Source organism: uncultured Sphingomonas sp. (assembly GCF_913774285.1).
Lineage (GTDB): Bacteria > Pseudomonadota > Alphaproteobacteria > Sphingomonadales > Sphingomonadaceae > Sphingomonas.
This window is the reverse complement of the sequence record NZ_CAJYHX010000008.1, coordinates 313,191-332,430: the sequence shown is the minus strand read 5'-3', so window position 1 is coordinate 332,430 and position 19,240 is coordinate 313,191. Positions and strand designations below refer to the sequence as shown.

The following is a 19,240-nucleotide window of genomic DNA, read 5'->3' as shown; positions in this document are numbered from 1 at the left end:
CTCGCGAGGCGGCCCGGGCACGTTACAAATGCTTGCTGGACCCCCTGTACATTAGGCCATTCAGGAGGGCCCCGGAGGCGGTTCAGAAAGCCCTGGTGAGCCCGATCGCCGCCGCCTTGCGGGTGAAGTCGTAGATGCCGACCGTCGACTGGTTGCGCTCCCATTCGAGCCGGATCAGCGGTGCGAAGCCGTGGATCTGGAGGCGGCGGAAGGTCGCGCCGGCGCCGAGGCTGATGTTCCAGTCCTTGCGGCGTTCGGGGAACAGGAACAAGCGCGCGTCGCCCTCCAGCCGGCGCAGGCCTGCAGTGGCATAGACGGTGGTGCGGCCGAACTCGCGCCAGCCGAGCAGACTGCCCGCGCCCGAGGCGGTGGCATAGCCGGGATCCTCAGCATTCTGACGGGTGGCGGAAACAGTGATGCTGCCCCCGGCGCGGGCGGAGAAGGCGCGTTCGTAGGACAGTCCGGCGTTGAGCAGCAGGCCGTCCTGTAGCGGGTTACCCCGATACTTGGTGTCGGCGACGGTCACGCTGGTGGTGAGCTGCGCCTTGGTGCCCAGCGGATGTTGCCAGTCGATCGCGGCGGTGGCGGTGCGCGCATAGGGGCTGCCGCCATACCAGCGCTGGGTGCCGCCGATCGAGGGGCGCAGGCGATCGCGGCCGAGGCTCCACTCCAGCCCGACCAGCCCCGAGGCCGAGACGTCGTTGAAACGGCCTTTGCGGTAGAAATCGCCCTGGCCGGAGACGCGTGGGACCAGCGACAGATTGGGCGCAATCGGCACGCGGGCATAGAGCTGGCCGGCGGCGCGGGCGCCGATGCCCGACTGCTCGCGGGCGTCGCGGGAGAGCTGGAGCGGCGCGAGCACGGTGTCGAGCGTCGCCGCGTCGGTGGCGCGGTTGACGTTGCTGTCCGGCACCAGCGCAACCTCGAGGCTGGCGCCCCAGGGCTTGCGCGAGCGCAGCGCCGCGGCGAACTGGTCGACGATCTGCGCCACCTGCGGCGGCAGCCCGCCGGCCTGGGCGGCGCGCAGCTCGCGGCGGGCGGCGCTCTCGTCGCCAAGCTGGGTGAGCAGCCGGGCGAGTTCCAGCCGGACGCGCGCGGCGCCGGGCTTCTCGTCGAGCAGCGCGCGATAGGTGGTCGCCGCCTCGCGCTTGCGGCCGAGCCGATCGAGCAGCTGGCCGAGCCGGAAGCGGGCCTCGGCGCGCACCTCGGAATCGGGATCCTTGGCGAGCGCGCGGTACATCGTCTCCGCTTCGTTCGGCCGGCCGGCGCCCTCCGCCTGCGCGGCGAGCGCGAACAGCTCCACCGCCGAAACCCGACGTTGCCCAGGCTGGGGCTCGGTGGACTGGGCAAGGGCGGGGATCGGCGCGAGCAGGGCCAGCGCCAGGGAAGTCACGATGCGGTGGGTCACGGCGCCTTCTTAGCGAGTGCGGCGCCGTTGAGAACCGCCTTGTCCCCATTGGAGAAGGTTCGAACCGCGTCGAAACGCGCCCCGATCTCCTGTGCCTGGGGGCCGAAGAACCAGCCGGTAAGCGTGCCGCTGCCGCCGGACCCGCCCAGTGCCCCGGTGAAGCCGTTCGCGGAGATGCCGGCGCCGGTGAAGCCCAGGCTGCCGAAATCACGCGTTCCCGCCGCGCCGCTGCCGGTGATGGCGAGGTTGCCGCTGGCGCTCGCCCGGGCGAAGTCGATGGCGAAGCTGCTGGTGCCGCCGAGCGTGTAGGATGCCGTGCCCACCGTGCCGGTACCGAACACCTGGCCCGCATAGCTGGCGGTGCCGGTGCGCGGCAGCTGGTCCGCCGTGGTGCGCTGGCCGAAGGGCAGATACCAGCGCAGCGGATCGCTGCCCGCCGGGGTGTTGTTCGCCAGATAGGCAAGCTCGGCGAAGCTGGCATAGCTGAGCGCCAACGGGCCCTTGCCGGCATCGTAGATCCGCGCCTCCACCGTGCCGGCGGCGAGCGCCCTGCGATAGACCTCGAAGCCCACGTCGCTGGTGATCGCCTCGCGATCGGCGGCGGTGAGGAGCACCAGCGTCTCGGACAGGCCGGGCAGACCGGTCACGCGATAGCCGTTGGCCGCGTCCCCGGCGAAATCGGGCGTGGCGAGCATCTGGCCCGCGGCGAGCGCGCCGCCGGCCTTGCCGCCGACCAGGCTGATGGCGGCGACTTCGCCGCTCGCATCGGTGAGCGCGGCGGCGCCGCCGACCTCGTCGGCTGCCGGGCCGTAGAAATGGCCGGTCAGCGCGCCGTTATAGCCTGCGAACAAGGCGAGGTTGAAATTGCCGGCGAAGCTGTTGGCGCTGCTCGACAGCGTTGCCGATCCGGTGAAGCCGCCATTGGTGGTGCTGGTCGCGTTGGCCGCATCGGTGAAGCTCGCGGTGGCGGTGCCGCTGGTGGCGATCGCCCCGCTGGCGAAATTGGCGGTGAGCGTGCCGCTACCGGTGACCGCGAACGGCCCGGGCTTACTGGCATCGGCGAGGCTGCCCGCCAGCCGCACGGCATAGCTCGCCGACCCGGTGCGCGGTACGCTGCCGGCGGGCGTCATCATGCCGAAGGCGAAAGCATCGGTCGTGCGGGTGGTGATGCCGTTGGCGGCGGTGGTGGTCGTCCAGCGGCCGGCGCGGACATAGCGCATGCCGTTCAGCGCATCGAGCGTCAGCTGGTCGGGCGATCCCGCGACCGGGTTGGCCGGGAAGATGCCGGTGCGTGCGCCCGAAATGACGAGGTAATTGCCCGAGGCGGCATCGTAGCTCACCGTCACCGGCTGGGCGGCGGCGGTAGGCGCGGCGAGTTCGCCGCTGGCATCGACATAGCGCGCGGTCAGCGTCGCGGCCTCGCCGGTGAAGATCTGGCTGGCGGTGAGGCCTGCGAGGCTGGTGTTGCCGGTCTGCGCGCCCGACTGGCGGCCGATCAGCACGCCCGCGGCGGCGCGGCCATCCGGGTTGGACGCGCTCCAGGCGGCGCCGACTTCCTGCGCGGCGGGGCCGTAGAAGCGGCCGTCGAGCGCGCCGGTGAGCGCGCCGCCCGCGAAAGCGAAGATGCCCGCGAACACGTTGTTGCTCGCGCCGAGCTGGGCGAGCCCGACAAATGCCGAGCTGTTCGTGGTCGCGCCGCTGGCGGTGGAGACCTGGCGCACCTCGCCGCTGGTGACGATCTTGCCGCTGGCGAAATCGATCTGCAGCGTGCCGCTGCCGACCAGGCTCTCCAGCATGCCGAAGCCCATCGAGCCGACCAGATCGACCGCATAGGCGCCGTTGCCGATGCGCGGCTGGGCTGCGTCCGGCGTCTCGACGCCATAAGTGAAGGCGTTGAAGCGGAAGGCGCTTTCGCCGCCGGTCGCGATGTCCGCGCGCTGCCAGAAGCCCGCGCCGACATAGCTGTAGCTAAGCGCGCCGCTGGTGCCCGGCAGGCTGAGCGTCAGCGTATAGTCACTGCTTGCGCCGGGGTGGCGATAGACGCGCAGCACCGCATTGGACTGCGCCGCATCGACGTCGCCGGGCAGGAAGGTTTCGGTGTTGGTGCCGTCGCTGACGGTGTAGCCGCCGGTGGTGGGATCGAAGCGAATGGTCAGATCGCGCGATGCCGCGAGGCAGCCGCAGGCCCGCGCATCGGGATAGAAGGTGCCGGCAAAGCCGCTCGCGTAATTGTCGAAGCTCTCGGCCCTGGTCGGCGCGAGCAGGCTGGGGTTGATTTCCGGCGTGGTCGGCTTGGCGACGATCCCCGGCGTGGGCGTGGGGGTCGCGGTGGGCGTCGGGCTTGGGGTAGGGCTCGGGCTCGGGGCAGGGCTCGGGCTCGGGGAGGGACTCGGGGTCGAGCTTGGGCTTGGGCTTGGGCTTGGGGCAGGGCTCGGGCTCGGCGCCGGGGTCGGGTCGGGTGCAGGGCTGGGGGCTGCGGGCGTGGTCGCAACGCCACCGCCGCCGCCGCCACCCCCGCCGCTGCAGGCGGCGACCAGCGCCAGTGCCGAAACCATCGTCGGGAGCAGGACCGCGCGCCGCATGCCGAATCTTCCGAAGTACGCGTTAACCATGGGGCGGCTATGCGGGGCGGGGCGCTAAGTTTTGGTTAATTCAATATTTTTCATATTGTTGCCGGCGCGGCCGATATTGTCATGCTTTGTTCACCGCGACGGGCGGATGGTGCCGGCAGGACGTTGTACAGGACCACGACATGGCACGGATTACCCCATGGCTGCTCGGCACGGCGCTGCTTGCGGCTGGCGCGCACCCCGCTGCCGCGCAGAACGGATCCATCGTCACCGCCGGCTCGGCGGAGGTCGATGCCGAGGGCGAGAGCAGCTATCGCTGGATCGACCGTGCCCATGCGCTGTGGGACACGCTGGGCGATGCGCCGCCCGATTACAGTTTCCGCTTCGACGGCGGCACGCCGGTCGCCTGGGAACTGCGCGACGGCTATTGGGTGGTGGCGGAGGACCGGTCCGAGGGCGCCCGCACCTATTTCTTCGCCCCCGGCGAGCGCGGACCCTTCCTGGTGCGCGAGGTCGATCGCAGCTTCGGCTATCAGGACGGCAATGTCGCAGCGGTCTATGACGGCGGCGGCAAGCTGCTGCCGCACGATCTGGGCGCCCGGTGGATCGACGAAGGCGAGCGGCTCTACCAGCGCGGGCGGCGGCTGCGGAACGCGCTGCTGGACCGCCAATGGGACGCGGTCGACACCACCAGCTGGAGCGACCTCAATCTGTTCTTCGTCGGCATCGATCCCGGCTGGGATTCGGGCTGGCAATATCGCAATTCGGGTTTCGCCTTCGCCGACCAGCAGCGCTGGGCGGCCGAGCGCGCGCGCCGCGCGGCGATGGCAGCGGCGTTCGCCAACTGGCGGAACGGCGGCTTCAACGGCCCGCCGCCGCCGGGGCTGGGCCAGCATTGGCAGCACCGTCCGCCGCGCCCCGGCCGCCCGCCGCACGCCGCGCCGCCGCCGGGCGGAGGACAGCCGGTCCCACCGCCGCCGGGTACCGGGAAGCCCGGGCGCCCATGGATGTGGGGCGGGTTGCCCGGGCAGCGCCCGAACCGGCCAGATCGTCCGCAGGGCGGCACGCGTCCCACCCGGCCGCCCGGCACGGTGACGACCCCGCCGCCGCCCGGTGCCGTCACGCCGAGCCAGCCGCCGGTCACCGGTGCGCCGAGCTGGAGCGCGGGACGCCCGCGTCCGGACGGCTGGATCGCGGGTCCGCCGCGCGGCAACGGCGAGGGACGCCCTGGCTGGCAGGGGCCGCGCCCCGACTGGCGAGGCAGCCGCCCGGGCGCCGGTGCGCCGCAGCCTGCGTCTCCCCCGGCCGCAGCCCCTGTACCGGCCGCGCCCACCCCGGCTGCGCCCACGAACGCAGGCCCGCGCCGCGGCGGCGGCTGGATGTCGCCAGGCTGGATGCGCCAGGCACGTCCCGAAGGCGCCGCCGCCCCGCCGCCGCGCCCTGCCTTCCAGCCGCAGGCGGTCCACCCCGCCGCCGCGCCGAGCCGCCCGAGCCCGCCCCCGGCCGCAACGCCGGCCCCCCGACCGGTGCCAGCCCTCCGCGCGCGAGGGCAGGCACGGCAAGAGTGAACCGGTTGGAAAGACGGTAGCCGACATCGGTGGCTAGCTGCCTTTCGGGCGATCACTGGGAGCGGATCAGCGCTGGAGGCGAACCTCCCCCGATCTCCGCTGCGTGCGCCGTTGCGAACCGCCAGACGGCAGCGGCTGTACCCGACGTGCCAGCCAATATTGTCGCCGAAAGCAGCCGACTGTTCAGGCGAGATGGCAACGCGGCGTAGGGCGCGCAGCCAAGCCCGTTGGTAGAGCGACCAGTACCCCACGCCACCGCGGCGAGATGTCTTTTGCACCTCCCGCCGGTCCGTACCCGGCCGTCTGCCCCGCCCGTTCGGGGGGCGCCCTGACACCCCTTCCGGGATTGCCGCCCGGCGCCTCGTGCGCCACCCCTGTTGCGAAAGGATCGCAACCCATGACCCGCATTGCTCCCGCGCCCGAAGCGCAGCCCGTCGTGCTGGTGGTCGACGACGATCCGCTGGTGCGGGGCGCGCTGGATTCGCTGTTCCGCTCGGTCGATTTCGCGGTGCGCAACTACGGATCGGCGCAGGAATTCCTCGATGCGCCGCTGCCGGAGACGCCCTGCTGCCTCGTCGTCGACGTGCGGATGCCGCACATGGGCGGGTTCGAGTGTCGCAACCGGCTGGCCGAGCGCGGGGTCGACCTGCCGGTGATCTTCCTCACCGGCCATGGCGACATCCCGATGTCCGTCCAGGCGATGAAGGGCGGGGCGGTGGACTTCCTCACCAAGCCGGTCCGCGATCAGGACATGCTCGACGCGGTCAATGCCGGGCTCGCCCGCGCCGCCGAGCGGCACAGCGTCGCACGCGAAAGCGAAGCGCTGCGCCGGCGCTTCGCCACACTCACCGCCCGCGAACGGCAGGTGATGGAGGGCGTGGTGCGGGGCTTGCTCAACAAGCAAATTGCCGGCGAGCTCGGCATCGCCGAGATCACCGTGAAGCTCCACCGCGCCAGCCTGATGCGCAAGATGGGGCTGCGCACCGTGCCCGATCTGGTGCGCGCGGCAGAGTCGCTGGCGCCCCACCAGGCCCCTGCGTAGTTCCCCGAGTAACCGAGCGTATAGCTTACAGCCGCGGCATTGCGCTCTACCCAGGCAACAGTCCCGGATGGCCCGGCGACGTTGGAGCGGTGCGCGTGCCGGACAGCCTGGTTGCGGTGGTGGATGACGATGCCCTGGTGCGCGATGCAGCGGCGAGCCTGATCCGCTCGTTCGGCTATCGCACCGCCCTCTATCCCTCTGCCGATGCCTATCTGGAGGCCGGGGACGGCGAAACGGCAGACTGCGTGCTGACCGACCTGCAGATGCCCGGCCGATCGGGGCTGGAGCTGCGCCAGACGCTGCGGGCGCGGGGCTCGATGGTGCCGGTGATCCTGATGACCGCCTATCCCTCCGCCGAGCTGCGCGCCCGCGCGGCGTCGCTGGACCTGGTGGCGCTGCTGGACAAACCGGTCGATCCCGACCTGCTCGCCGGCGCACTGGCACGGGCGCTCGGCGGGTAGTTCAGGCCGCCAGCGGCAGTTCGATCGCCGCCAGCGCGCCGCCATCGGGGTGGTTGGCGAGCGAGATGCGGCCGTCGTGCAGCTCGACGATCGAGCGGCAGATCGACAGGCCCAGCCCCATGCCGCCCGGCTTGGTCGTGGCGAAGGTCTCGAAGGGCTCGGCCAGGCCGGGGGCGATGCCGGGGCCATGATCGCGCAGCAGCAGCAGGACATGATCGTCCTTGGCGTGGAGCGTCAGGTCCATGCGCTTGTCGGCAACGCCCGCGCTTTCCATCGCCTGCAGCGCGTTGGTGATCAGGTTGAGCAGCAGGTGCTTGAGCAGGATCGGATCGCCCAGTACCCGCGGCTCCCCCAGCGGGGCGACCTGGATGCGCGCGCCGTGGGCGTCGAGGTCGCGGGCGGCGATCGCCAGCGTGTCGGCGACGAGGCTGCCCAGCTGCAGCGGCTGCATCTCGCCCTGCGACCCGCCGACCAGCGAGCGCACCCGCTGGATCACCGCATGGACATTGGCCACCGCCTGGTGAAGCCCCGCCAGCGACAGCCGCACCTCATCCAGGTCCGGCTCCGGCCGGGCGAGCCAGCGCGCGGCCGCATCGGCATAGCTTTGCACGGCGGAGATCGGCTGGTTGATCTCGTGCGCGATCGAGGCGGACATTGCGCCGATCGCCGCGGTGCGCTGGACGCGCTCCAGCTCGATGCGGGTACGCTCGACGGTGGTCTCCAGCCGCTTGCGCTGGCGGATGTCGAGGATGCTGCCCGGCACGTGCGCCAGACAGGTCCCAGGGGCGAGGCTGAAGGCGACGATGATGTCGATCGGCGATCCGTCGGCGGCGATCACCTGGGTCTCGGCCTGGAACATCGGGCGGCGCTCGTCGATCGCGAGGATGCAGTCGGCGAAGCTGGCGTCGGTCTCGGGGAGGAAGTCGCCGAGCTTGCGGAAGAAGGCGGCCTTGCTCGGCACGCCCATCAGATCGAGCGCGGTCCGGTTGACGTCGGTGATGCGCACCTGGCGGCGGACCTCGGCGACGAATTCGGGATGCGCGGCCAGATAGGCGCGCAGATCGGTGACGCCGTCGGCGCGTAGCGCCTGGATCGCGGCGTCGACGCAGCGGAAATCATGTTCCCAGATGGCGATGGCCAAAGTGTCGGTCATCGTCGCATAGCGGCGCTCCTCGTGTGCCACGCGTTCGTCGAGGACGATCCTGTGGAGCAGCAACGCGGTGGTGACGGCGTTGGCCGAGAGGCTGACCACCAGCCGCAGCAGCGCTTCGGTGGCAGGCGCTGCGCGGTGGACCGCGACGAAGCTCGCGATCGTCAGCGCGGCGCAGGCGATGCTCCAGCCGAGCAGCTGCCGCCGATCGAGGCTCGGGCCGGCGAGCAGCAGCACCAGCACGTACAGCGTGGCGATCGCGCTGTGGAAGCTGGTGAAGCTGTCGACTCCGAAGATGCCAAAGGCGAGCAATGCGGCGGCGAGCGCGCGCAGGCGGGCGCCGTCCAGCGCGGTGCCCAGCCGCGTGCCGCCCGACAGCGCGACGTTGCCGCCGCCCCGGGCGCGATCCCCGAAATCCCACATGGCGCGAGGATGCCGCGGCCGCCGCAACGTCGCCAGCCCAAGGCGAGCATCGCGCACCCCCCCATTTGGGGGTTGCATCGGGGGCGTGCGCGACCGGCGCCGGGCATCCCGCCGCGGGACGCCGTTAACCACGCTTGCGGCTGGCCGAAATCGTAAACGGCGCGTTAACCTCGTGCCATGCAGCAGCCGTTCGCCCTACGCGGCACCCGCCGCCATCCGTTCCGCCGCCATGTGCGGCAGGTGATCGCGCGCCAGCGCAAGGCGAGCAAGGACGGCGACGTGAAGCTCTTCGCGCTGAGCTTCACCGCCTTCTTCGTCTGCTTCTACACCTTCCTGCTGTAACCCGGGTTCAGACCTCGGGCGCGTCCCCGCGGCGGGGGACATCGCCTTCCTTGTGCAGCTTGCGGGCGCACCAGGCGGAGGCCAGCGCCAGCGCGACCACCACCCACAGCGCATCCTCGACGTTGATGCCGGGAATGCGGGTGAAGCCGAAGATGCCCACCGAGCCCAGCACCATCGCGCCCGAGTTGACGACGTTGTTCGCCGCCACCGTCCGCGCGGTCTGCGACTTTTCGACGGTGGTGGTGAGGAAGGCGTAGAGCGGCACCACGAACATGCCGCCGGTGGTGGCGATCAGGATCAGGTCGCCCAGCGCATGCCACGCCGCCGGCATCTGGACGAAGTCCATCGTCTTGAGCAGTGGCCCTTCGTGCACCGGCCAGTAGCGGGCGGTGAAGTGGAAATCGATCACGAACACGGTCATCGCCAGCACCGAGGGCACGCAGTAGCGCGCCGAGACATTGCCCTTCAGCAGCTTGTTGATGATCACCGATCCGATCGCGATACCGATCGAGAAGATGCCGAGGAACACGCTCGCCACGTCCTTCTGGGCGTGGAACACGTTCTTGACGAGCGGCGGGAACAGCACGCCCAGCACCGCCGCGATCGACCAGAACACGCTGATCGAAAGGATCGCCAGGAACAGCCGGCGGATGTGCATCGTCGCCGAGATCAGCCGGTGCGAGGCGCGGAAGATGTTGAGGTCGATTTCCAGATGCGTCAGCGGCGGGGCGGGCGGGATCTGCAGCGAGGCGATCCAGCCGACCAGCGCCACGCCGATCACCGCGAAGGCCGCCGCATGCGCGCTGATCAGCCCGCCGGCGATGGTGCCGCACAGGATCGCGACATAGGTGCCCGCCTCGATCATGCCGGTGCCGCCCAGCACGTCGTCTTCGGCCAGATGCTGCGGCAGCACCGCGTACTTGATCGGCCCGAAGAAGGTGGAGTGCACCCCCATGCCGACCAGCGCGACCAGCATCAGCGGCAGGCTCTTGAGGAAGATGCCTGCGGCGCCGACGAGCATGATGCCCACTTCGGCCGCCTTGATGATCCGCATGATCTTCGCCTTGTCATGCGTATCGGCGAGCTGGCCGGCCAGCGCGGAGAAGAGGAAGAAGGGCAGGATGAAGATGCCGGTGGCGATCGCGCTGAACCGTGTCTCTTCCTCCACCGAGTTGAAGATCTGGTAGGTCGCGAAGAAGATCATCGCGTTCTTGAAGAGGTTGTCGTTGAACGCTCCCAGGAACTGCGTGATGAATAGGGGCAGGAAGCGGCGCTCCTTCATAAGCCCGAGCGCACCGATCATTCGACAATAGCTCCCCTCGCTGCGGTGTTCCGCACGGTGAGGGGGCGGCATACCGGGGGGCGCGCGCGGCTTCAATCGATTAATCGGTACGGTGGAGAACGAGGGGTGAACATGAGCAGGGAAGTGGCGATCGAACCGGTTGCGGTGCCGGCAGGCCTGGCGGCGCTGGTCGCGGAGCGGACCTGGTTTCGCGACCAGGTCGGCGAGTCCGGCTGCGCGGTCCATCGGCTGGTGCGGGAGGGCGAGGGCGACCTTTATCTGAAGATGGCGGGGGCGGACACGCTGTCGGATCTGGTGGACGAGATGGCGCGGCTGCGCTGGCTCTCCGGATACCTGCCGGTGCCGCCGCTGCACGGCTTCGGGCTGGAGGCGGGCGGCGGCTGGCTGCTGACCGGCCGGCTGCCCGGGCGCACCGCCTATCAGCTGCTGGAGGAAGATCCTGCCGCCGCCCCGGTGCTGGCCGCATCGCTTGCGCGGTTCCTGCGGCGACTGCACGCTATCCCCGTCGAGCGCTGCCCGTTCAATGCCGATAGCGCGGTGCGGCTCGCCGCGGCGAAGGATCGGATGGAAGCCGGGCTTGTCGAGGAGGATGAATTCGATGCGGCGCGGCTGGGCAAGTCTGCGCGTGCGGTGTGGGACGAGATGCGCGCCGCGATGCCCCCAGCGTTCGACCGGGTGGTGACGCATGGCGACTTCTCGCTCGACAATCTGCTGGTGGTCGACGGCGACGTTACCGGCTGCATCGATCTGGGACGGGTAGGCGTTGCCGACCCATGGCAGGACCTTGCGATCCTCTGGCACAGTCTGGCCGAATTCGGTGAGGAAGCAGCTGCAGCGATGCTGCAAGCCTATGGAATCGCGCTCGATCCGGCGAAGCTCGACTTTCATCTGCGGCTCGACGAATTCTTCTGATCGGACCTGCCTTTGGCTCTCCCGCTGGGCCGGTGCCGGTGCTAGGGCTTTGCCGATGTTGACGTTGCCGAACATTCTCACCCTGTCGCGCATCTTCATGGTGCCGTTGCTGGTGGGGTTCCTGTGGTGGCCGCATTGGGCGCCCGGGTACGCGGTCGCCTTTGCGCTCTACTGCCTGATGGGCATCACCGATTACTTCGACGGCTATCTGGCGCGCGCGCAGGGCACGGTGTCGAAGCTCGGCGTGTTTCTCGATCCCATTGCCGACAAGATCATGGTCGCTGCGGTGATCCTGATCCTGGTGGGCAAGGGCGTGATCGCCGACTGGCACGTTATCGCGGCGCTGGTAATCCTGCTGCGCGAAATCGCCGTATCGGGGTTGCGCGAGTTCCTGGGCGGGATCCAGGTCTCGGTGCCGGTGTCGCGGCTCGCCAAGTGGAAGACGACGCTGCAACTGGTGTCACTGGGAACGCTGATCCTTTCCGGCGCGGTGCCCGAATGGGGCTGGGTGCTGACGGTGGGGATCACCACCCTGTGGGGCGCGGCGGTGCTGACCGCGATCACCGGCTGGGATTATCTCCGCGTCGGCCTGAGCCACATGGACAGCTGATGACCCTTTCGATGCTCTATTTCGCCTGGGTGCGCGAACGGATCGGGACCGGCGAGGAGCAGGTTGATCCGCCCGAGGCGGTGCGCAACGTTGCCGACCTGATCGACTGGCTCGCGCAGCAGAGCGCCGGCCATGCCGCCGCCTTTGCCGAGCCTGCAAAGCTGCGCGCCGCGATCGACCAGCGCTTCGTCCCGCTGGACGCGCTGCTGGGCAATGCGCGCGAAGTGGCGATCTTCCCGCCGGTGACGGGCGGATGATCCGCGTCTCGGTCGATCCCGCGCCGATCGAGCTGGGCGTCGAAGTCGCGGCGCTGGAGGAACGCGGGGCGGGCGGTGTCGCCACCTTTACCGGCGTGGTGCGCACCGACGACGGCGTCGAGGCGCTGGAGCTGGAGCATTATCCCGGGATGACCGAGGCGGCGCTCTGCGCGCTGGCCGAGGCGGCGATCGAGCGCTGGAACCTGCTCGGCGTCACCATCGTACACCGCGTCGGCCGCATGACGGCAGGCGAGCGGATCGTGTTCGTCGGCACCGCTGCGGCGCACCGGCGCGAGGCGCTGGAGGCCTGCGCCTATCTGATCGACCGGCTCAAGACCGACGCGCCCTTCTGGAAGCGCGAATGGCTGGCCGGCGGCATGCGCTGGGTGGAACCTCGCGCTGGCGACACGGAGGCGGCAGCCGGCTGGGCGTAGCTGTACAGGATATTCCATGATATCTGTACAGCCATGACCAAGCCGATGAACCTCAACGTCCGAGTCTCCGGCCCCTTGAGCGACTTCGTTGCCCGCAACGTCGGCGAGGACGGGCTGTACGAGAACGTCAGCGAATATGTCCGCGACCTGATCCGCCGCGACAAGGAGCGCGTCGAGCGCGAGATGTTCGAGACGCTCAAGGCCGAGCTGCAGCGCGCCTTCGCGACGCCGGACGAGGAGTATGTCTACGTCACCGCCGACGAGGTTTTGGAACGCAACCGCGCGCGGCGCGCCGCACGATGAGCGGCTTCTTCATCGAGCCTGCCGCCGACCGTCGGCTCGATGAAATTTACGAGTACACGGCCGATCAATGGGGCGAGGACCAAGCGGACGCCTACATTCGCGCATTGTTCGAGCGACTTGGAGCGATTGCGGCCAAACGGGTTCCATGGCGCCCGCTACCGGCAGAATTCGGCGCTCCGCTATACTTCGCGCGGGCTGAACACCACATCGTCTATTGGCGTGAGCGCGCGGATGGGACGATCGGCATCGTCACCATCCTCCACGAGCGGATGCATCAGCTGGAGCAGCTCCGCGCCGTCTGGGAACCCTAGGTTCGCGCCGCGATCAGCACGTCCGCCAGCAGCCGGAAGTCGCGCTCACGCGGGGAGGCCTTGCGCCATACCAGCGCAATGTTGCGCGAGGCGTTGATGGAATCCAGCGGCCGCGCCTTGACCGACGTATGCTCCAGGATGCCCGCATCCACCGCCATCTCCGGCAGCATCGTGACGCCCAGGCCGTTGTCGACCATCTGCACCATGGTGTGGAGCGAGGTGCCGAGCATCGTCGCCTCGGCGCGCATCTCCGGGCGATTGCAGGCGGCCAGCGCATGGTCCTTCAGGCAGTGGCCGTCCTCGAGCATCAGCAGCCGCGTCTCGTCGATCGCATCGGGGTGGATGGTCGCGGTCGGGTCCATCTCCCCGTCGCGGAAGGCGACGAACAGGCGGTCGTCGAACAGCCGGGCGCTCTCCACGTCGCCGCAGGAGAAGGGGAGTGCCAGCAGCACGCAGTCGGTGCGGCCATGGTTCAGCGCCTCGCAGGCCTGGCCGCTCGTCTCTTCGCGCAGATAGAGCTTGAGGTCGGGATATTGCTGGCGGAGCCGGGGCAGGATGCGCGGCAGCAGGAACGGCGCGATGGTCGGGATCACGCTCATCCGCATCTCGCCCGACAGCGGGCGACCGGCGGCGCGGGCGAGGTCGCCCAGTTCGTCCGCCTCGCGCAGCACGCGGCGGGCCTTCTCCACGATCCGCTCGCCCAGCGGCGTGAAGCGCACCACCCGGCGGGTCCGCTCGACCAGCACGACGCCGATCAGCGTCTCCAGCTCGCGGATGCCCGCCGACAGGGTCGACTGGGTAACGAAGCACGCCTCCGCCGCGCGGCCGAAATGGCCGGCGTCGTTCAGCGCCACCAGATATTGTAGCTGCTTGAGGGTGGGGAGGTAGGTTTGCGCCACTAATCGCCTCTCTCGATGGTCGAGCGGGTATATAGTGGCCGGATCGAACATGGGAAGCGAATAGCGGAAAGTGCTCCCCCTCCCGCAGTGCGGGAGGGGGAGAGGGCTCAGGCGGCAGCAGCCTGAAGTTCTTCTTCCGGCAGGCGGATCATGTAATCGAAGGCCGAGAGCGCCGCGGTCGAACCCGCGCCCATCGCGATCACGATCTGCTTGTACGGCACGGTGGTGCAGTCGCCCGCCGCGAAGATGCCGGGCTGGCTGGTCTCGCCGCGCGCATCGATCTCGATCTCGCCGCGATTGGTGAGCGCCACTGCGTCCTTCAGCCACTCAGTGTTGGGCACCAGGCCGATCTGGACGAAGATGCCTTCCAGCGCGATGTCGTGCTCGGCGCCGGTATTGCGGTCCTTGTAGCTCAGGCCCGACACCTTCTCGCCGTCGCCATTGACCCTCGTGGTCATCGCCGAGGTGAGGATCTTCACGTTCGGCAGGCTGGCGAGCTTGCGCTGCAGCACCGCGTCGGCGCGGAGCTGGCTGTCATACTCGATCAGCGTGACGTGCGCGACGATGCCGGCGAGGTCGATCGCCGCCTCGACGCCCGAGTTGCCGCCGCCGATCACCGCGACGCGCTTGCCCTTGAACAGCGGGCCGTCGCAGTGCGGGCAATAGGCCACGCCCTTGTTCTTGTACTCTTCCTCGCCGGACACGTTCATCTGCCGCCAGCGTGCGCCGGTGGAGAGGATGATGGCCTTGGCCTTCAGGCTGGCGCCGTTGGCCAGCACGACCTCGTGCAGCCCGCCCTCGCGCTTGGCCGGGATCAGCTTCTCGGCGCGCTGCAGGTTCATGACGTCGACGTCATAATCCTTCACATGCTGCTCGAGCTGTGCGACCAGCTTGGGGCCTTCGGTGTGCGAGACCGAGATGAAGTTCTCGATGCCCATGGTGTCGAGCACCTGACCGCCGAACCGCTCCGCCGCGACGCCGACGCGGATGCCCTTGCGCGCGGTGTAGATCGCCGCTGCGGCCCCTGCGGGACCACCGCCGATGATCAGCACCTCGAAGGGGTCCTTCTGCTTGATCTTCTCGGCGGCGCGGGCTTCGGCGCCGGTGTCGATCTTGGCGACGATCTGCTCCAGGTCCATCCGGCCCGAGGCGAAGGGCTCGCCGTTCAGGTACACCGTCGGCACCGCCATGATCTTGCGGCCCTCGACTTCGTCCTTGAACAGCGCGCCGTCGATCGCGACGTGGCGGATATTGGGGTTGAGCACCGCCATCAGGTTCAGCGCCTGCACCACGTCCGGGCAGTTCTGGCACGACAGCGAGAAATAGGTCTCGAAGCTGAACTCGCCCTCGATGTTGCGGACCTGCTCGATCAGCTCCTGCGCCGCCTTGCTGGGGTGGCCGCCGACCTGGAGCAGCGCCAGCACCAGCGAGGTGAACTCATGCCCCATCGGGATGCCGGCGAAGCGCACGCCGATATCGGTGCCCTTGCGGCGGATCATGAAGCTGGGCTTGCGCTTGTCGTCGGCGTGGACGAGGTCGATCTTGTCGGAAAGTGCGGCGATGGCCGCCAGCAGCTCGCCCAGCTCGCGCGACTTGGCGTCCTCGCCCAGGCTGGCAACGAGCTCGATCGGCTCGCGGATGTTCACGAGATAGCCCTTGAGCTGCTGCGTCAGATTGGCGTCGAGCATGGGAAAACTCCTGTATCTTCTACTAAAACGACCCGGAGCGGAGGGGGGATCCGCTCCGGGTCGCAACCGGCGCCCGCAAGGGGGGCAGGGGCGGGCGCCGTATTCTTGGACCCTCCGAAGAGGATCGGGTGTTAGATCTTGCCGACCAGGTCGAGCGACGGCGCGAGGGTCTCGGCGCCTTCTTCCCACTTGGCGGGGCAGACTTCGCCCGGGTGCGCGGCGACATACTGCGCGGCCTTGATCTTGCGGAGCAGTTCCTGGGCGTTACGGCCAACGCCTTCCGAAGTGATCTCCATGATCTGGATCACGCCGTCCGGGTCCACCACGAAGGTGCCGCGATCGGCCAGGCCCTGGCCCGCACGCAGAACGTCGAAGTTGTTCGAGATCACGTGGTTCTGGTCGCCCAGCATGTAATAGTTGATCTTGCCGATCGCGGGCGAGGTGTCGTGCCACGCCTTGTGGCTGAAGTGGGTGTCGGTCGAGACCGAGTAGACTTCTACGCCCATGCCCTGCAGGGTCGGGTAGATATCGGCCAGGTCTTCCAGTTCGGTCGGGCACACGAAGGTGAAGTCGGCCGGGTAGAAGAAGAAGACCGCCCACTTGCCCTTCACGTCGGCGTCGGTGACTTCGACGAACTTGCCTTCCTTGTAGGCCTGTGCGGTGAACGGCTTGATGGTGCTGCCGATAAGAGCCATGATTTTTGTTCCTCCAGAACGGGGGTTGCTGTTGCGAAGCCGGATATAGGCGGCGGAGTCGCCGATGGGAAATTGGAAGACCCGCTTTGGTTGATCGAGTGGGTCACTCAATAGCGCGTTTTTGATCGAAGGTGGCGGGAAGCGCGGCGACTATGGGCCGCGGGGCTGCCGCCGATCGGAAATGAAAGGAACTTCCCTTCGGCGACAGCAAATCCCGCGCGGTGCCCGGGACCGCGACGCTCTACAACGCCATCGTCTGACGGGCGGCGTCAGGCGGGGACGGCCACAATCGTATCACGGTCGGCAAGCGGCGGCGGGTCGCCGGCAAGGGCGGTCTTGCTGCTCGGTCCCTTGCGGGACAGCCATGTGCGCGACGCGTCGCGCGCGGGTGCCTCGATCCAGCGATAGCTCGCCATGGAGACCAGTACCACCACGCCCAGCACGCTGAGCGCCATCAGATCGGGCGCGAAGGTGACGATCTTCACGGTGCCGGCAGTGCCGAAGCGGGTTTCGATCAGCGGGTGGTGCAGCCAGGTGCCGAGAAGCGAGAGCACGTCCAGCGTCCGCGCGACGATCAGCGTGTGGACCATGTAGATCGAATAGGAGAGCGTGCCGAGCAGCACGAAGGGGCGCAGCTTCAGCACGCGACTGACCAGGCCCTGCTCCGCCGCGAACAGCACCACCGTCGCGGCAAACAGCAGGGGCGCGAGTACCGGGACGGCGCCCATTGCGACCATGGCGACACATGCCGCCGTCGCCATCAGCTCCAGCGCCGTGGCCAGGGAGGGGCCCAGTGCGGGCCAGCGCACTGCGGCGACCAGCATCCACGCCAGCACACCCAGCGAGAAGCCCAGGATGCAGCGCGCAAAAGCATAGGCGGTCGCGGGGTCCCAGGCCAGCGGGCCGGCGAGCGCGAGCACCAGCCCGGCGGCGACCGCGAGGCCGGCGGCCATGGGACCCGTCCAGCGGGGCAGCGCGCGGAACAGCAGCGCCATCAGCAGATAGGTCCAGACCTCCGCGGCGATGCTCCAGCTCGGCCCGTTCCAGACGATCGAGGGAAAGCCGCAGAAAATCTGCACGAGCGCGAGCGACCCGGCGAGCTCGCCAAGCGTGCGCGGATCGGAGAAGGGCGTTCGATTGCTAAGGCCCGCGGTGCCCACGAGCGCGCCGGCCACCTCCATCGTGAGGAACAGGGCAAGCACCGCGAGGTGGAGCGGATAGACCCGGCCGAGGCGGAGCAGCATAAACTTGCCGATCGGATAGCCGGTGCGCAGGCGGTCCAGATAGCCGCAAGAAATCACGAAGCCGCTGAGAACGAAGAAGAAGTCCACGAACATCCAGCTGTTGTGCACCAGGTTGGAGTTGGTGATGTTGCCGGTGGAGTGAAGATGAAACAGCACGATCATGCAGGCGCAGATGCCGCGCAGGCTGTCTAGCGCCAGAAAGCGTGGTCGAACCTTATGCGCACCGCTGCTGCTGGAGAACCCCTCCGCCATCGAATGTCGCCCCCTGACGTCCGTGCCCTGTCCGGTTGCTTACCATTCTTGCGGGTTGAGTGGAATAGATACTGTGTCCGCAACGAACCTGCGCTTCGCGAGGGCGGGCCCGCGCCGTCGCGATGGTGTCAGGGCGCGGTCGCGGGGGCAGGGGCGGCGGCGGGGCGAAGCCGCTCGCCCAGCCGCTTGCCGAAGCGCCATGCCGGGCGCTCGATCAGCAGATAGGTCGCCGCCGTCACCAGCACGATCAGCGCGGCCAGCACCGGGATCAGCAGCGGCAGCGCGGCCGGCGGCAATCCCCGCACGATCGGCGTGGCATCGACGAACAGCAGGTTCAGCATGATGCCGTGCAGCAGATAGATGCCGAACGAGATTTCGCCCACCACCGCCGCGCCCGGCAGCGAGAAGACGCCGCCGAAGCGGTTCCCGGCCGCCACGCAGCAGAAGAAGAAGGCGAAGGCGAAGAAGGCGGGGGTAAGCGCATGGTGGGACAGGGTAACCGCGGGGACCATCGCCAGCGTGGCGAGTACCGCGGCGGTGCGCGAGGCGAGCCAGCGCCGGACGGCGTCGCGGGCGCAGAGCTCATAGGCCAGCATCCCCGCGGCGAAGAGCGGCCAGAAGGTCGGCATGTTGCCGCCGACCCGTGCCAGATGGGCGGCGGCGCCGACGATCAGTACCAGCAGCGGCACGGTCCAGCTCGGCAGCCGGACCGCCCTGGCGAGCTGCAGGCCCAGGGCCACCGCGGGCAGCAGGATCAGGTAGAACAGCCATTCCTGCCACAGCGACCACAGCACCAGCGCGTTGACGCGTCCGCTATCGGCATAGCCCATGATCGGCACTTCGCGGTGCGCGCTGATCCATTCGATTGCGGCGCGGGCATAGCTGGCATCGGGGCGCGCGCCGGTCCGCAGGGCGATTACCAGCGAGATCAGCAGGAACGATACCGCGACCAGCGGCACGATGCGGAAGAACCGCCCGATATATATTTTCGGCCAGAAGACATGGCCGATCCCCTTGAGGGCAGTGGGATAGAAGACCAGTCCGGTGATCATGAAGAACAGCGCCACCGCGCCCGCGCCGAGCTGGTTGACGAAGGGCAGGTCGGCGGCCGACCAGGGCTGGCCGTACAGAGCGACCTGGGTCCAGATCCAGAAATGGTGGCTGAGCACCGACAGCGCGAGGAAGCCGCGCAGTCCGTCGATGTTGCCGTATCGCGGGCCCTTGGGCACCGGAAAGCCGCCACGCCGCAGCGCGCCGCCCACCAGCACCGCGCCGACGAGGGAGACGAGGTAGAAGAAGAGGAAGCTGAGCGTGAAGGTGTCGACCGGCAGACTCACGTAGATTACCTCTTGTCACGGTAAAGTTGGG

19 protein-coding genes are annotated in these 19,240 nt (G+C 68.9%); 10 read left to right on the top strand and 9 right to left on the bottom strand.

The annotated features are described in order from the left end of the window. Positions 1 to 82: 82 nt before the first annotated feature. Both QZ670_RS05305 and QZ670_RS05300 read right to left on the bottom strand, forming a co-directional pair. Complete coding sequence (locus QZ670_RS05305; RefSeq protein WP_294252738.1) at positions 83 to 1,408, bottom strand: surface lipoprotein assembly modifier; 1,326 nt, start codon at positions 1,406 to 1,408, stop codon at positions 83 to 85. Continuing rightward, entirely contained in the window at positions 1,405 to 3,990 is a 2,586-nt protein-coding gene (locus QZ670_RS05300) for a transferrin-binding protein-like solute binding protein (protein WP_294252737.1), read from the bottom strand. Before QZ670_RS05300 ends, QZ670_RS05305 begins: the two co-directional genes overlap by 4 nt. A gap of 170 nt (positions 3,991 to 4,160) precedes the next feature. Here QZ670_RS05300 and QZ670_RS05295 point away from each other — a divergent pair, with 170 nt between their 5' ends. The 3 genes from QZ670_RS05295 (at position 4,161) to QZ670_RS05285 (ending at position 7,049) form a co-directional block, all read left to right on the top strand. Further along, positions 4,161 to 5,546 carry a hypothetical protein gene (locus tag QZ670_RS05295; RefSeq protein ID WP_294252736.1) on the top strand — a complete coding sequence of 462 codons (1,386 nt, stop codon included), beginning with the start codon at positions 4,161 to 4,163 and terminating at the stop codon, positions 5,544 to 5,546. 397 nt (positions 5,547 to 5,943) lie between these two features. Next, the gene (locus QZ670_RS05290) at positions 5,944 to 6,588 is read left to right on the top strand and encodes a response regulator transcription factor (RefSeq protein ID WP_294252735.1); all 645 of its coding nucleotides are present in this window, start codon (positions 5,944 to 5,946) and stop codon (positions 6,586 to 6,588) included. Positions 6,589 to 6,683: 95 nt separating this feature from the next. After that, positions 6,684 to 7,049 (top strand): response regulator, encoded by a 366-nt coding sequence (locus tag QZ670_RS05285; protein ID WP_294252734.1) that lies wholly within the window; start codon positions 6,684 to 6,686, stop codon positions 7,047 to 7,049. A 1-nt stretch (position 7,050) separates the two neighbouring features. On the opposite strand, the gene QZ670_RS05280 is transcribed toward QZ670_RS05285, so the two are convergent. Further along, entirely contained in the window at positions 7,051 to 8,622 is a 1,572-nt protein-coding gene (locus QZ670_RS05280; RefSeq protein WP_294252733.1) for a PAS domain-containing sensor histidine kinase, read from the bottom strand. Between the two features lie 177 nt (positions 8,623 to 8,799). Here QZ670_RS05280 and QZ670_RS05275 point away from each other — a divergent pair, with 177 nt between their 5' ends. After that, complete coding sequence (locus tag QZ670_RS05275; protein ID WP_294252732.1) at positions 8,800 to 8,964, top strand: hypothetical protein; 165 nt, start codon at positions 8,800 to 8,802, stop codon at positions 8,962 to 8,964. Between the two features lie 7 nt (positions 8,965 to 8,971). On the opposite strand, the gene QZ670_RS05270 is transcribed toward QZ670_RS05275, so the two are convergent. Next, a complete protein-coding gene (locus QZ670_RS05270) occupies positions 8,972 to 10,267 on the bottom strand; it encodes an MFS transporter (protein WP_294252731.1) in 1,296 nt (431 codons plus the stop codon). Positions 10,268 to 10,378: 111 nt separating this feature from the next. Here QZ670_RS05270 and QZ670_RS05265 point away from each other — a divergent pair, with 111 nt between their 5' ends. Genes QZ670_RS05265 through QZ670_RS05240 form a run of 6 tightly spaced genes read left to right on the top strand, consistent with a single transcriptional unit; the run spans position 10,379 to position 13,094 of the window. After that, positions 10,379 to 11,179 (top strand): APH(3') family aminoglycoside O-phosphotransferase, encoded by an 801-nt coding sequence (locus QZ670_RS05265; RefSeq protein WP_294252730.1) that lies wholly within the window; start codon positions 10,379 to 10,381, stop codon positions 11,177 to 11,179. 55 nt (positions 11,180 to 11,234) lie between these two features. Further along, a complete protein-coding gene (pgsA, locus tag QZ670_RS05260; RefSeq protein WP_294252729.1) occupies positions 11,235 to 11,789 on the top strand; it encodes a CDP-diacylglycerol--glycerol-3-phosphate 3-phosphatidyltransferase in 555 nt (184 codons plus the stop codon). After that, positions 11,789 to 12,046 carry a molybdopterin converting factor subunit 1 gene (gene moaD, locus QZ670_RS05255; RefSeq protein ID WP_294252728.1) on the top strand — a complete coding sequence of 86 codons (258 nt, stop codon included), beginning with the start codon at positions 11,789 to 11,791 and terminating at the stop codon, positions 12,044 to 12,046. The genes pgsA and moaD overlap by 1 nt, the downstream gene beginning before the upstream one ends. Continuing rightward, the gene (locus QZ670_RS05250) at positions 12,043 to 12,480 is read left to right on the top strand and encodes a molybdenum cofactor biosynthesis protein MoaE (protein WP_294252727.1); all 438 of its coding nucleotides are present in this window, start codon (positions 12,043 to 12,045) and stop codon (positions 12,478 to 12,480) included. The genes moaD and QZ670_RS05250 overlap by 4 nt, the downstream gene beginning before the upstream one ends. Positions 12,481 to 12,513: 33 nt before the next feature. Further along, positions 12,514 to 12,783, top strand: a complete 270-nt coding sequence (locus QZ670_RS05245) for an addiction module antitoxin (RefSeq protein WP_294252726.1) — start codon at positions 12,514 to 12,516, stop codon at positions 12,781 to 12,783. Beyond that, positions 12,780 to 13,094 carry a type II toxin-antitoxin system RelE/ParE family toxin gene (locus QZ670_RS05240; protein WP_294252725.1) on the top strand — a complete coding sequence of 105 codons (315 nt, stop codon included), beginning with the start codon at positions 12,780 to 12,782 and terminating at the stop codon, positions 13,092 to 13,094. Before QZ670_RS05245 ends, QZ670_RS05240 begins: the two co-directional genes overlap by 4 nt. Here QZ670_RS05240 and QZ670_RS05235 read toward each other — a convergent pair. The 5 genes from QZ670_RS05235 to QZ670_RS05215 form a co-directional block, all read right to left on the bottom strand. Then, positions 13,091 to 13,993 (bottom strand): hydrogen peroxide-inducible genes activator, encoded by a 903-nt coding sequence (locus QZ670_RS05235; protein ID WP_294252724.1) that lies wholly within the window; start codon positions 13,991 to 13,993, stop codon positions 13,091 to 13,093. The two genes, QZ670_RS05240 and QZ670_RS05235, sit on opposite strands and share 4 nt — an antisense overlap. 107 nt (positions 13,994 to 14,100) lie before the next feature. After that, the gene (ahpF, locus tag QZ670_RS05230; protein WP_294252723.1) at positions 14,101 to 15,681 is read right to left on the bottom strand and encodes an alkyl hydroperoxide reductase subunit F; all 1,581 of its coding nucleotides are present in this window, start codon (positions 15,679 to 15,681) and stop codon (positions 14,101 to 14,103) included. A 131-nt stretch (positions 15,682 to 15,812) separates the two neighbouring features. Continuing rightward, positions 15,813 to 16,376: an alkyl hydroperoxide reductase subunit C gene (gene ahpC / locus QZ670_RS05225; protein ID WP_294252722.1), complete on the bottom strand. Its 564-nt coding sequence runs from the start codon at positions 16,374 to 16,376 to the stop codon at positions 15,813 to 15,815. 269 nt (positions 16,377 to 16,645) lie between these two features. After that, the gene (locus tag QZ670_RS05220) at positions 16,646 to 17,872 is read right to left on the bottom strand and encodes an acyltransferase (RefSeq protein ID WP_294252721.1); all 1,227 of its coding nucleotides are present in this window, start codon (positions 17,870 to 17,872) and stop codon (positions 16,646 to 16,648) included. A gap of 128 nt (positions 17,873 to 18,000) precedes the next feature. Continuing rightward, positions 18,001 to 19,209 (bottom strand): acyltransferase, encoded by a 1,209-nt coding sequence (locus tag QZ670_RS05215; protein ID WP_294252720.1) that lies wholly within the window; start codon positions 19,207 to 19,209, stop codon positions 18,001 to 18,003. Positions 19,210 to 19,240: the final 31 nt, after the last annotated feature.